This is a genomic window from Micromonospora sp. NBC_01405 (genome assembly GCF_045040155.1).
In the GTDB taxonomy this organism is placed as follows: Bacteria; Actinomycetota; Actinomycetes; order Mycobacteriales; family Micromonosporaceae; genus Micromonospora.
The window spans coordinates 5,453,140-5,466,904 of sequence record NZ_CP109532.1 but is presented as its reverse complement, the minus strand read 5'-3'; the positions used below and the strand labels follow the sequence as shown (position 1 = coordinate 5,466,904).

The 13,765-nt window shown below is 71.8% G+C and carries 6 protein-coding genes; 2 read left to right on the top strand and 4 right to left on the bottom strand.

The features are described 5' to 3' along the window. Positions 1-142: 142 nt before the first annotated feature. Positions 143-4,129 (bottom strand): S8 family serine peptidase, encoded by a 3,987-nt coding sequence (locus tag OG559_RS23685; protein ID WP_405107133.1) that lies wholly within the window; start codon positions 4,127-4,129, stop codon positions 143-145. Here OG559_RS23685 and OG559_RS23680 point away from each other — a divergent pair. Beyond that, positions 4,098-5,288, top strand: coding sequence for a helix-turn-helix domain-containing protein (locus OG559_RS23680; RefSeq protein ID WP_405107130.1), 1,191 nt, complete (start codon positions 4,098-4,100; stop codon positions 5,286-5,288). The two genes, OG559_RS23685 and OG559_RS23680, sit on opposite strands and share 32 nt — an antisense overlap. An 88-nt stretch (positions 5,289-5,376) precedes the next feature. Further along, on the top strand, positions 5,377-6,006 hold the full coding sequence (locus tag OG559_RS23675; protein WP_405107127.1) for a CG0192-related protein: 630 nt from the start codon (positions 5,377-5,379) through the stop codon (positions 6,004-6,006). 51 nt (positions 6,007-6,057) lie between these two features. On the opposite strand, the gene OG559_RS23670 is transcribed toward OG559_RS23675, so the two are convergent. From OG559_RS23670 to OG559_RS23660, 3 genes are all read right to left on the bottom strand, one after another. Continuing rightward, positions 6,058-7,287: a multidrug effflux MFS transporter gene (locus OG559_RS23670; RefSeq protein WP_405116908.1), complete on the bottom strand. Its 1,230-nt coding sequence runs from the start codon at positions 7,285-7,287 to the stop codon at positions 6,058-6,060. Between the two features lie 270 nt (positions 7,288-7,557). After that, positions 7,558-11,223 carry a discoidin domain-containing protein gene (locus OG559_RS23665; RefSeq protein WP_405107124.1) on the bottom strand — a complete coding sequence of 1,222 codons (3,666 nt, stop codon included), beginning with the start codon at positions 11,221-11,223 and terminating at the stop codon, positions 7,558-7,560. Between the two features lie 125 nt (positions 11,224-11,348). Then, the gene (locus tag OG559_RS23660; protein ID WP_405107121.1) at positions 11,349-13,751 is read right to left on the bottom strand and encodes a discoidin domain-containing protein; all 2,403 of its coding nucleotides are present in this window, start codon (positions 13,749-13,751) and stop codon (positions 11,349-11,351) included. Positions 13,752-13,765 lie beyond the last annotated feature (14 nt).

Below are 13,765 nucleotides of genomic sequence, written 5' to 3'. Positions count from 1 at the left end.
GACGCCTCCCCGGGGACCGCCGGCGCGGTGGTCGAGCCCGGCCCCTGCCGCACGCGAGCCCCGACCGGGCCGCTGTCCGGCCGGCATGCGAGGCGGGGCCGGGATGACTCCCGGCCCCGCCCCACCCGGTGGACCTTCCTACCTAGCGCGCGCTGCGGAGGCCGTAGGCGCGGTGCAGGGTCTGCTCGACGGTGCTGCCGTTCTCGTCGACGGCGTGGACGCGGATGCTGACCGCGCCCGTCGTCTGCTCCAGCTTCGGGTGGCTGATCCGTCCGGTGAACGTGCCGTTGTGCTTGTCCACCTTGACGGACTTCCAGTTCGCACCGTCGTCGGTGCTCACCCACATCTTCAGGCTGCGCAGCTTCGGCGCGGCCAGGCCGTTGCCGTAGTGGCCGCCGATGGTGATCTTCTGCGACCGGCCGGCGACGGCCTGGTTGGCCAGGTCGACCTCCGTGTCGTAGCGCAGCCGCAGGATCTGCTCCGCCTGGCACAGCTCGGCCCGTCCCAGCAGGGTCTGGCCGATGCAGGACGCGAAGTCCGCGGTCTCGGCGGTCGGCCGCTGCGACCGGAACGTGTAGACGGCGTCCTCCTTGGTGGCGTACCGCTGCTGCGGATTTCTGGCGGTGGCGGTGTGGGTGAGCCGGTACCGGCCGGGTTCGGCCGGCACGTCGAAGGTGTCGACCGGGAACCGCAGCATGAGGAAGATGGCGTTCACCAGGTATCCCCGCTCCTTGACGGGAATCTCCTGGCCGTCCCGCGACAGCGTCCACTCGCCGGGCCGGCCCTGCGTGCTGTGGCCGGCCTGGTCGAGCGATTGCGTGTCGAAGACCATGGTGTCGCCGGCGCGGCAGGTGAAGCAACTTTTGGCGGCCCACGGGTGGGCCAGCACGTTCGCGGGCGAGCCGTGCGGTCCGGTGGCGAGCGGTTGGGAGTTCCACGCCTCGGTGCGCCGTCCGGGCTTGGTGAAGATCTCGTTCGCCCAGGGGGCCGGCCCGGCCTGGACCCCGTTCACCGGCTCGTCGTACTGGTACTCCGCCGAGCGATTCCACAGCACGTCGCCGGAGACCGGGCCGACGTACGAGGTGACCGTGCTCTGCGCCCGGCGTGGCGCCGGCATGGTGATCGCGGACACGAGCATGTCAGCGTGGTTGGCCGACCATAGCTGGCCGACGGTGGCCGGGGCGTCGGAGTGGAACCGGTTGTCGATCCGGTAGAGCTGCCGGTCGGTGACCCGGTAGGCCAGCTTCTGAGGCACGCGGCCGAACTCCGGGAAGGCCAGTACGTACTGATAGGGGCTGACCGCCGTACCGGAGGTGTTGACGCTGACCGCGCCGCCCTTCAGCCGTCCGATCAGCGTCCGGGCCTCGGCCACCGGGATGCTCATCGTCGGGATCGGGTAGACCGGCCAGGTGGTGTCGCCGATCATGACGTGGCCCTGCTTGCCGAAGCCCAGCACCGCCGCGGCCCCGGCCTGCGCGGCGTTGCCGACCCGGGTGGCAGCCTCCTCCCCGCACACGATCAGCGGGCAGGCGTCGGAGAGGTCGAGCAGCACCAGCTTGCCCTTCGCATCCACCGCGGCGAAGTCCTCGGTGGTGCCGGTGCCGGCATGGACCACCGGCAGGGTGCGCCGGCCGTCGAGCTTGGGCAGCACCGCGTCGGCGGCCTGGTAGCGCGGGTGCAGGTCGAGGCCGCGCGGACCGCGCACCGACATGGCGATCTGCGGTGCGCCGAGCAGGTGCTGGCTGAACGCCTGGAACACGCCCTGCCGCACCGGCTTCGTGGGCAGCAGCCAACCGTCCCAACCGTCGGCCGGTCGGGCCATCGCGGAGCCCTGCACGCCGCCGTAGTTGTTGACGCCCAACCGCAGCGCCCCGAACACCATCTGGTAGTTGTCGCTACCCTTCGGCGTGTCGACGGTGATCTTTCGGAGCTTGCGCAGGTCCAGGGTCACCGTGGTGTCCTCGGTGACGTCGAACTCCGGCTGCACGGCGATCGCGCTGTTGCGGCCGTCCGAGTCGAACCAGTCGACCAACACCGCCAGGGTGTGTTCACCACCGTAGACGCGGGCCGTCGTCTCGGTCCCCGCGCCGCCGAGCACCGCTCCGCCGCGGTCCATGCGGCCGTCGGTGCGGGCGAACACCCAGTTGCCGGTGTAGAAGTACGCCGGGTCCACCCCGTCCGGCAGGATCAGCTTGCCGGTGACCTGGAACGACTGGGGCTCCTTGTAGAGACCGATGGCGGTGCCGACCTCGATCCCCTCCGCGCTGGCCCGCAACGCGCCCTCGTACCAGGTGGCCTCGCTGCCGGCTACGGGGTGCACGGTCGCCGTCACGTCGGCGGTGCCGTTGGCCGGCACCGTCACGGTCTCCCTGTCGAGGGTGAGCATCCCGGCGGGGGCGTTGCCCTTGTCGGTGGACAGCGTCGCGGTCAGCCGCAGCGTGACCGGCGTCGTCGAGTTGTTGACGTAGCTGACGGTGCGGCTCGATGCCGCGGTCTGCCCGTACGTGATCAGACCGAAGTCGAGGCTGTTGGTCGCGTACACCTGCTGGCGCACCGCCCGGGCCACGTCGACCCGGCCGGCGCCCTGCTCGTAGGCGCGGCTTCCGGTGTCCTTGGCGGTGCTGACCAGCACCGGCTTGAGCTGCTTGGCCGACCAGTCCGGGTGCTGCTGGCCGAGGATCGCCGCGGCGCCCGCCACGTGCGGGGCCGCCATCGAGGTGCCATTGGCCGCCAGGTAGCGCTCACCGGCCGCGCCGCCCATGATGCTCGGCTCGGAGCGGGCGGCCACGATGCCGACGCCCGGGGCGGAGATGTCCGGCTTGAGGGCATGGTCACCCCGCCGGGGCCCACGGCTGGAGAAGCTGGCCGTCTTGTCGTCGCGGTCCACCGCGGCCACGGTCAGCGCCGCCTCGGCGACGCCGGGCGCTCCCAGGGTCTGCGGTCTGGGGCCGCTGTTGCCGCCGGACACCACGAAGAGCGTCCCGTACTGCGAGGTCAGGTTGTTGAGAGCGACACTCTGCGGACTGGTGTGGTCGCCACCGCCACCGAGGCTCATGTTGACGATGTCGGCGCCGGCCGCGGCGGCCCACTCCATGCCCGCGATCACGTTCCGGGTGTTGCCCGTGCCGTAGTCGCCGAGCACCTTGCCGACCATCAACGATGCGCCCGGGGCCACGCCCCTGTACTTGCCGTTGGAGGCGGCGCCGCTGCCCGCGATGATCGAGGCCACGTGGGTGCCGTGGCCGAAGTTGTCGTGGATGGACGGGGCGGAGGTGTGGTTCACCGCCGCCACGATCCGGCCGCCGCCGAAGTCCGGGTGGTTGAGGTCGATGCCGCTGTCCAGGACGGCGACTTTCACCCCGGTCCCGTCGAGGCCGACCTTCCACGCCTCGGGCGCGCCGATCTGCGCCACGCTGCGGTCCAGCGTCGGATAGACCCGCTGGTCGAGCCAGAGCTTGGTCAGCCCGGCACCCAGCGTCGACGCGCGGGCTCCCACATCGCTGCGGGTACCCGCCACCGCGGCCCAGAAGTCGCCGGCCTGCTGCTTGGTCACGTCGAACCCGGCGCCACCGACGCTGGGCAGGGCCGCCACGTCGGTGTTGGCCGGCAGGGCTTCGGCCCGCGCCTTCAGCGTGCTCGCGGTCGGCGACTTCGCGCTGCGCGCGCCGGTGCCGTACTGGGCGATCACCGGAAGCTCGTCGGTCAGGTCGTCGGTGTAGCCGTTGTCGACCAGGTAGTCGACGTCGAACAGGGCCCGGTCCAGCTTGCCCGCGTTGACCAGCGGCATGGCGTCGGACGGGTAGACGAAGTACGAGTCGCCGTCCCGGACCTGCAGGAAGCTCATCGCGCCGCGGCCGGAACGCAGCGCCGGCTCCAGCGTGACGCGCGGCGTTCCCTCCTTGTCCACCTGGTAGTGGACGACGTCGCCGGTGATCAGGGTGACCCGACGCGCGCCCGGCGCGACACCGGTCGGGGTGCCAGCGGTCGGGACGGCTCCGGTCGGGGTGACGGCGGCCGGGACGGTCGGGACGGTCGGGCGCGCTGTGGCCGGTGCGGCGCCGGAGAGGACCAGTCCGAGGACGGAAACCCCGACTATCGTGTCGCGCGATCTCCATCGTCGACGACTCATGGATGCTCCTTGGGATGCGGGACTGGGGATGGTGGGTCTGAGGATCGAGCAACGCGCCACCAGCACGGAAGTGCTGGGCACGGCGCGTTCACGTCGCTGGCGTGAATCCGCCAACGACGAGGCCGACCTGACCAGGCATGATCAATACATGCTCGACGCCCTTGGCCTCGACGGCACCGAACAGCTCATCTACCAGGCACTGATTCGCCAACCCAGCGCGTCGGTCGACGACCTCGGCGACATGACGCGGCTGACGCCACAACAGATCCACGACGCCTTGGCCGCACTCGAAAAGCTCGATCTGGTCCGTCCGGTGCCCGGACCCGTCGTGCGGTACCCGCCTGCGCCGCCGGACGTCGCCCTGGAGGCGCTGATCCTGCGCAAGGAGGCCGAACTCAAGTTGGTCCGGGCCACCGCCCTGGAGCTCGACGAGGCATACCATCGTGCGCTGGCCACCCAGCACCCCACCGGACTGGTCGAGATCATCGTCGGCCGGGAGGCGGTCCACGAGCGCGGCCTGCGCCTCATCGGCGCCGCGCGGCGGGAGGTGTGTGGCTTCGACCGGCCGCCCTACGTCAGCGACCCCGTCGCCACCAATCCGGTCGAGCTCGACATGCTCGCCAAGGGCGTGAACTTCCGAGTGGTCTACGACCGGACCACCCTGGAGATCGCCGGCTGGTGGGCCGGGCACTACCAGTCGGTCGCCGCCGCGGGCGAGCAGGCCCGGGTGCTATCCGGGGTACCGGTCAAGATGTACGTCGTCGATGGTCAGACCGCCCTGGTGGCCCTGCAAACCGGAGACCACACCATCCATGCCTGTGCCATCGTTCGCCCCTCGGAGCTGCTCGACGCCCTCCGATCGCTGTTCGACGCCCTGTGGCGGCAGGCGATGCCGCTGCCGGAGCTCGGCGCGACGGCTCCGGACCCGGAAGACCTCGCCCCGGCGCAACCCGTGCCCACCCCGTTCGAGGCCACCCTGGTGTCGCTGCTCGCCGCAGGCCTGGGCGACGAGGCGATAAGCCGCCAGACCGGGCTCTCCTACCGCACCCTGCAACGCCGGGTCCGGAGTCTGATGGACCAACTTGGCGCCCAGACCCGATTCCAGGCCGGACTGCAGGCGGCGCATCGCGGCTGGGTCCGGCCACCGAGCGCGGACTGACGTGACGAGCGCAGGCGCTTCTGCCCTCGGGATTCGGGTGACAGCCCCGGGCGGCTCGGACTCGACCCGGCGTCCCTATGATCCGGGTATGGCGTTGCTGCACCGGGCGGAACTGCGCCCCACGAAGCTCGAACTCCTGGCGACCTGGCTGCCCGGCCGCCCCTGGTTCCGGGGGGCCGACCGGGGCACGGTCGAACGGGTCGCGGCCTGCCGGTTCGACGACCCCGCCGGAGCGGTCGGGATCGAGACGATGCTGGTCCGAGCCGGGGCGGGACCGGTGTATCAGGTGCCGCTGACCTACCGGGGCACGCCGCTGGACGGCGCCGAGGCGTGGCTCGTCGGGACCTGCGAGCACTCGGTGCTGGGCCGGCGCTGGGTGTACGACGCCTGCGGCGACCCGGTCTACGCCGCGGCCCTGGCCCGAGCGGTCCTCACCGACGGCGCCCAGGCGGAGGAGTATGTCGAGGTGGACGGCCGGCGCGAACACCGGGCGCCCAGCATGGCGGTCGCCGCCGACGGCCCCCGGCCGGCCGACGTCCCGGCGATCGGTCCGGTCGACCGGGTCGAGGACGGCGACCCGACCCGGATCGTCGCCGGCCCGGTCGAGCTGGCCGTCGTCCGCTGCCTCGGTGCCGATACCGGCCTGACCGGGCACCGGCTGACCGGGACGTGGGCCGGCCAACCCGCCGTGCCGCTGGCGTACGCCGCACTGCGCTGACCGTCGCGGCGGCGTCGGGCACTCCCCCGGCCGACGCGCGGCCCCGATGGCTCAGTGCGCCGCCACGACCACCCCGTCCGGCTCCGGCTCCAGCTCGGCGAGCCGGGCCGGGCGCACCACCAGCAGCAGCACCACCGTCGCCGCCACCATGCCGCCGGCGACGACCACGGCCATCGCCACCGCGCCGGTGCCCAGCGCGCCCACCAGGGGCGCAGCCAGCGCGCCGACGCCGAACTGCACCGCGCCGAGCAGCGCCGAGGCGGTGCCGGCCGCCTCGCCGTGCCGGGACAGGGCCAGGGCCGGCGCGTTCGGCATCGCCAGGCCCGCCGCCGCCAGCACCACCCACAGCGACGCCAGCAGGCTCGGCAGCCCGCCGAACCCGGTCGCGGCGAAGGCGAGCATCGCCAGCCCTGCCACGGTCCCCACGGCCAGGGCGGCCACCAGGATCCGCTGCGGCGAGTAGCGGCGCAACAGTCGTACGTTGCCCTGGGTCGCCGCGATCAGGCCGACCGCGCCCGCGCCGAAGGCCAGCCCGAACTGCTGCTCGTTCAGCCCGTACTGCTCCTGCAGGACGAACGACGACCCGGCCACGTACGCGAACAGCGCCGCCATGGCCAGCCCGGCGACCAGGACCAGGCCGACGAACGTGCGGTCCCGCAGCAGCGAGCCGTACACCCGTGCCGTTGCGCGCACCCCGCCGCGCCGGCGCCGTTCGGCCGGCAGCGTCTCGCGCAGGCCGAGCGCGGCGACCACGACGAGCAGCACACCGAAGGCGGCCAGGGCGACGAACACGCCGCGCCAGTCCGTCCAGCGCAGCAGCCCGCTGCCGAGGGTCGGCGCGAGGATCGGCGCCGCGCCCATGACCAGCAGCAGCCGGGACAGCAGCCGGGCGAACTCCGTGCCGTCGAACAGGTCGCGGACCACGGCCATCGCGACCACCGACGCGGCGGCGACACCGAGTCCCTGCACCACCCGCAGCGCGCCGAGGACCGCGATGTTCGGCGCGACGACGCAGAGCAACGAGGCCACGACGTGCAGCGCGATGCCGGCGATCAGGGGCTTGCGTCGCCCGACGGCGTCGGACAGCGGGCCGATCACCAGTTGGCCGAGGGCGAGGCCCGCCAGCGTGCCGGTGAGGGTCATCTGGACCGCCGCCGACGTGGTGTCGAAGTCGGTGACGAGCGCGGGCAGTGCGGGCAGGTACATGTCGATGGTCAGCGGGCCCACCGCGATCAGCGAGCCGAGGACGAGGACGAGTCGCAGGCGCTGCCGCCGGCTCATCAGGTCGCCCGGCATTCGGGGCGTCGCCGGCGCCCGGGAGACGTCGAGACCGGCGGCGGTCACCGGGACGGCTCCGACCGGTGGGCGCAACGCCGGGCGGGGATCGGTTCAGCAGTCACACCTGGCTGCAAACCCGGATCTGCCGAGCTCATTCCCCTTCTCCCCAGAGGTGACAGAGGTCACCGCCTGTGACGATCGGCGTCGGGACCGGTACGTGACCGGGCGCCGCCGGAGGGTTGTGTCCTCCGGCGGCGCCCGGCGCTGATGGGGTCAGTTCCGGTTGATGGTGAAGGTGGACGTGGTGTTCTTGACGTCCTGGGCGTTGTTGCTCATCCGCAGGTTGTTGAAGGTGACCGAGCCGACCGCCGGGCCCTGACCCGCCTCCGGCATCTCGTTCACCCAGATCCCGAAGCCGGACTTGGCGTCGAACGCGTCACCGCTCTTGCGGGCTCCGCTGATCGAGACGTTGGTGAAGATCGTGTCCTTGACCGGGAACTGCGGCTGACCGCCGACGTAGTTGGTCTGGAACATGATGCCGCTGTAGGTCGGGTCGACGATGTCGACGTCGCTGACCCGGATGCCCTGGAACACCTTCGAGGCGGAGAAGACCCAGATGGCCGGGAAGGTCTGCCCACCCCAGAAGTGCCCGCCGGCCCGCACGATCGAGATGTTCTCGAACCTGGTGGGCGGGTCGGCCCCGAAGCCGTTCATCGGGTACCCGAAGTCGAGCGAGCTGATCGTGATGCCCGAGTAGACCAGGGTGTCCGCGATGTAGATGTTACGGAACGTGTTGGCGTAGCCGCCGTAGACGGCCACCCCGGCGGCCCGCCAGGTCAGGGTGGAGGTCAGGTTCTCGTAGATGTTGTCCCGCATGTCGGCGCCACCCGCGTCGATCGCCGAGAAGAGCGCGAAGCTGTCGTCGCCGGTCGCCCGGGCGTCGTTGTTGCTGACCAGGTTGTTGGTGCTCCCGTTGGTCATGTTGATGCCGTCGGCGAACATGTTCCGGATCCGGGAGTTCCTGATGGTCATGTAGTCGGTGTTCGCGCCCCAGTAGAGGCACACCATGTGCTCGTTCCAGATGTTGTCGATCACGATGTTCGACACGTTGGAGAAGTCGAACACCTTGCCCGGGCCGTCGATCCGCGAGGTGTAGTTGCCGAAGTAGGCGAAGTTCGCGAAGGACGAGCCGGCCGCCGAGTTCTCGGCGCGGAAGCCGATGTCGGTGTTGTCCTGGCCCGACGGGGCGTTGAAGCGGGTGTACCAGGGGCCGGCGCCGGTCACCTTGACCGCCTTGCCGTACACCTGGAACTTCGACGCGGTCGAGTAGTTGCCGGCGGGCAGGTAGACCCCGACCAGGTTGCCGGTGCTGTCCATCCGCACCCGGTCCAGGGCGTTCTGCACGTCGGAGTGGGTGAAGCCGGCCGGCGTGGTGTACTTCGCCGGGTCCGGATTGGCGATCGGCGCGACCTGCTCGGTGTTGACGAAGTCGATCGCGTACGTGGTGGTGTTCGCCGGGTCCTTCTGGAGCCGGATCCTGCTGCCGGCCGGCACCGTCGAGTTGAGCATGACGTTGGCCTCGTCGTAGATGTGCCGCGGTCCGCCCGCGCCCGGCGAGTTGCCGGGGCTGGCCTCGGCCCCGTAGAGCCAGGCGTACCGGGAGGTCAGGTCGATGGCCTTGTGGAAGGCGCCGTTGACGTAGACGTTCAGCGTGGAGTTGATCCCGCCGCCGCCCGGGGCGTCCGGGATGGAGAACCGGGTGACCAGGGTGTTGGTGCTGCCCCGGGTGGTCCACTCGACGTAGCTGCCGGTGGTGTTGAGGGTGACCGCCCGCCGCCCGGACGCCTCGCCGGCCAGGTCGCCGATGTCCCGGTTCGGCCCGAGCACGGCCGCGCCGCCGCCGACCACGCCGTCCTCGGCCTCGTACATGTCGTACGGCATGTTGGCGCCCCGGCCGACGAACAGCGGCCGTTCGCTGGTGTTGTTCTGCTGCTTGACCGGCAGCTCGTTGGCGTCGACGGCGAGCGCCACCCGGACGGTGTACCTGCCGTTCGCGGCGGTCCAGGTGCCCAGGTTGACCGGGCCGACGGTGGCCCCGGCGTTGATCACGCCGGAGTACGAGCCGGTCAGGGTGCGGACCACGGCGCCGGCGTCGTTGAGCACGGTCAGCGTGATGCCGTGCGCCCCGGACGCCGACGCGACGGTGCCCGCGTTGCGCAGGGCGACGGTGAAGGTGACGGTGCTGCCCGCCGACGGGTTGCCGGGCGTCCAGTCGACCGACTGGGCGACCAGGTCCGAGCTGGCGACCGGGCTGACCACCAGCGGCGACGGGCTGGTGTAGCTGTTGTTCGTCTCGTCCTGCTCGATGACGGTGTTGGCCTCGTCGACCTTGGCGCTCAGCGGGTAGCTGCCCGCCGCGCGGGCCCCGATGTTCGCCGTGACGGTGGTCGAGGCGCCGGCCGCCAGGGCGCCGACGGCGGCGGTGCCGACCCGCACGCCGCCCAGGTAGAGGTTGACGTTGGTCGCGGCGGAGGCCGCCGTGCCGGCGTTGCGGACGGTGGCGGAGACCGTGACGGCGTCGGTCTCGGTGGGGTTGGCCGGGCTGGCCGACAGGCCGGTGACGGTCAGGTCCGGGTTGGCGGCCGGCGTGCCGATGACCTGGAACTCGGCCACCTGCCCGCCGGGGGCGCCGGAGTTGGCGGTGAAGGTCAGCCGCACGTCGGCGGCGGTGGCGGAGACCGGGATGGTCACCGTGTTGCCCGACGCCGGGTTGAACGGGTAGCTGGCCGGGCCGACCAGGCTGGTGAACGCCGAGGCGCTCTGCTCCCGGCCGAGCACCTGCACCGTCTGGGTGCGGGGGCCCCACGACGAGTCCGGGTTCAGCCTCAGCACCACGGAGCTGACGCCGGCGTTCGCCCCGAGCTGCACGGTCAGGGTGCCCGGCTGGCCGTTGCTCTCCCAGTACGTCGCCGCGTTGTTGTCGTTGGCGTTGGTCGCGACGAACGTGTGCACGTACGACGAGGCGGTGATCGGCTTGCCGACGGCGAGGTTGGTGCCGCCGGTGCCGCTGCCGGTGCGGGTCACCGTGTTGCTGTTCGCCGACTGGTTGCCGGCGGCGTCGCGCGCCCGCACATGGTACGAGACGGTGGCGCTGGCGGGCTGGTTGTCGGTGTAGGTCAGCACGGTGCCGGCGACGCTGCCGCGCAGCGCGTTGTTGGCGTAGACGTCGTAACCGGTCACCCCCACGTTGTCGGTGGAGGCCGTCCAGGTCAGTCTGATCTGTCCGCTGGCCGGCTGGGTGTAGGCCAGGTTGGCGGGCGCGCTCGGCGCCTGGGTGTCCCCGGCCGCCGGCCCGTACAGCTCGAACTCGGAGACCTGGCCGGCGGGCCAGCCGGTGTTGGCGGTGAGGTTGAGCCGGACGTACCGGCTGCTGGCGGCGGCGAACGTGATGGTCACCGTGTTTCCGGTGGCCGGGTCGAAGGTGTACCCGGCGGACGCCTTCAGGGTGGTGAAGGACGAGCCGTTCGTGCTGCCCTGCACGGACAGCGTCTGGGTGCGGGTCTGCCAGGCGGCGGCCGGCGGCAGCTTCAGCACCAGCCGGTCCACGGTGACGGTGGCGCCGAGGTCGGCCTGGAGCCACTGCGGGAAGGCGGTGTTGGCGCTCTCCCAGTAGGTGTCCGGGTTGCCGTCGTTGGCGTTGCCCGGGCCGTAGTTCTGGCTGACGCTGCTGGCGGTCATGGTGGCGGAGATCCCGGCCAGTGCCGCCGCGGTCGCGGGCACCGGCGCGGCGGCCGGCGCAGCGCCACCACGGGGTCCGGCCGGGGCGGCCGACGCGGCTGCGGGCAGGGCGGGGACGCCGGAGACCAGCAGTCCGGTGGCCAGCAGGCCGGCGGTCAGCCACCGGCTGGGGGTACGTCGTCTCGTGCTGTTTCCGGGCATGGCGGAGCTGCACCTTCTCTCGGGGGTGGTGGTGCCGCCGCTGACCGGGGGATGCCGCGGCGGGGTGGGGCTGCCGGGCCGGCCGGGTCGCGGGGACGCACCGACCGGCCCGGAGACTGGCGCCGTCAGGCGGAGTGGACCTCGAACTCGGAGAGCTGCCCGGCCGGCCAGGCGGTGTTGCCGGTGACGGTCACCCGCACGTACCGCTGGGAGGCGGCGGGGAAGGTGACGGTCACGGTGTTGCCGCTCGCCGGGTTGAACGCGTAGCCGGCGGAGGGCTTGAGCGTGGTGTACGACGAGCCGTCGGTCGAGCCGAGCACCGCGACCGTCTGGGTGCGGGTCTGCCACGCGGTCGCCGGGGGCAACTTCAGCACCACCCGGGACACCGACCGGGCGGCGCCCAGGTCGACGGTCAGCGACTGCGGGAAGGCGTTGTTGGCGCTCTCCCAGTAGCTGGCCGGGTTGCCGTCGACCGCGTTGCCGGCCACGTAGTTCTGCGACGCGCTCGACGCGGCCACCGGCCGGCCCTGGGCGAGGTTCCCGCCGGTGGGGGGCGGCGTGGTCGGGGGCGGCGTGGTCGGCGGCGGCGTGGTGGGCGGGGTACCGGTGGGCGGCGGGGTGGTCGGGCCGTTGCCCCACTGCGGCGTGGGCCACGGCCCGCAGTACGGGGTGGCGGTGTACCAGCCGGAGTTGCCGGCGCCCTGGCTGATCTGGAAGCCGCCGCCCACGCAGTTGTGCATCGGGTTGCTCTGCGCGATCCCGGTGGCCCGCACGCCGGTGAACGACACCTGGCTGGGCGCCTGCACCTGGAGCGCGTACGTCCCGGCGCCGTCGATCCGGACGTTGTTGAGGTTGATCCCGCTGCTCTGCCCCTCGATCCAGTGCAGCGCCGCGTAGGAGCTGTCCAGGATGTCGGTGTCGGTGATGTTGACCGTCGCGCCCTGGATAGCCTCGTTGAGCGCGGAGAACCAGATCGCGCCGACGCCGAAGTTCCAGTTGTAGTCGGAGTTGCCGTTGCGGATCAGGGTGTTGCGGGCGATCGTCCAGGTGCCCTTGACGGACGTGGCGCCCTGCACCCCGGGGTAGCGGTTGGCGACGTGGATGCCGCCGCCGTTGGTCACCGAGTCGGCCGTCACGTTGTCGGTGATCCTGATGTCCCGGCCGCCGTAGCTGACCAGGTGGTTCGCCAGGATGGTGACGCCGATGGTGTTGCGGGTGAAGGAGTTGTTCACGTTCGGCACGCTCTGCGCCCACATCGCGAGGGCGTCGTCGCCGGTGTTGCGGACGAACGTGTTGGTCACCGTCGAGTTGGTGACCCCCCAGTGGAAGTTCACCCCGTCCGCGGTCTGGTCGAGGATCCGGCTGTTGCGGATGGTGAGGTTGTCCATCGGGCCGTCCATCCAGGCCCCGACCTTGGTGTGCTGCATCCAGACGTTGTCGACCACCGAGTCGGTCATCGCGCCGCCCATGGCGTTGACCTGGTCGTCGTCGACCCGCTCCCGGATGTCCCCGATGATCGCGAAGTCGCGCAGGGTGACGTTGCGGCTGGGGCCGCCGGCCTCGTGCGGCCGGATCTCCCCCGTGTACCCGCCGCCGGGGACGTACTTGCCGTAGATGCCGGCCGCGCGCTTGCGGTCGGTGGGGTGCCGGCCGCCGAGCACCGAGTACCACGGGCCCGCGCCGCGCAGGGTCACCCCGTCGACGACGACGTGGTCCCAGAGGGTGAAGGTGCCGGCGGGAATCCAGACCGCCCGGCCCTGGGCCCTGCCGGCGTCGACCGCCGCCTGGAACTTCGCCGTCGAGTCGGTGGCCCCGCTCGCGTCCGCGCCGAAGTCGGTGACCACGTCGAGGACGCCGGCGGGCTTGGCGATCGCCGTGACCAGCTCGAAGTCGGCCAGGTCGATGGTGAAGGTCGGCGACTGGGCGGTCGAGGAGACCTGCAACCGGATCTTCGTGCCCGCGGGGTACGTGGTCCCGAACATCGTCCGGGACTCGTCGTAGAAGTGGTGCGGGTTGGTGTCGCCCGGGTTGTTGTTGAACGGGTATCCGCCGTAGTACCAGCCGTACCGGGAGGTCACCGGGACGGCCTTGACCAGGGAGCCGTTGGCCCGCAGGTCGATGCTGGCGTCCCGGCCGGTGCCGGCGGCGTTGTCGGGCAGGCTGTAGCGGAAGGTCACCGCGTTGGCCGGGGCGGTGAGGGTGAACTCGACGTACTCGCCGACCGCGTCGAGGGTGACCGCCTCCCGGCCGGACGCCTCGGACGGCAGCTGGCCGTAGTAGCGGGTCGGGCCGATCTTCGTGCCGGTGTGCGCCGCCTTCTCCGCCTCGTGCTCGACGAACGGGACGGTGGCGCCGCGGCCGACGATGTCGAACGGGGACAGCCCGGCGGCGCGGGCCGGGGTCGCGGTGGAGAACGAGACGACCGAGACGGCGGTCGCCACGAGCGCGGCGCCGGCGAACGCGGCCAGCACGGCGCGGGCGGGTCTTCCGGTGGGTGCAACGGTGGTGCCGGTGGTGTGGTGGGCCATGCGAGTGGCTCTCC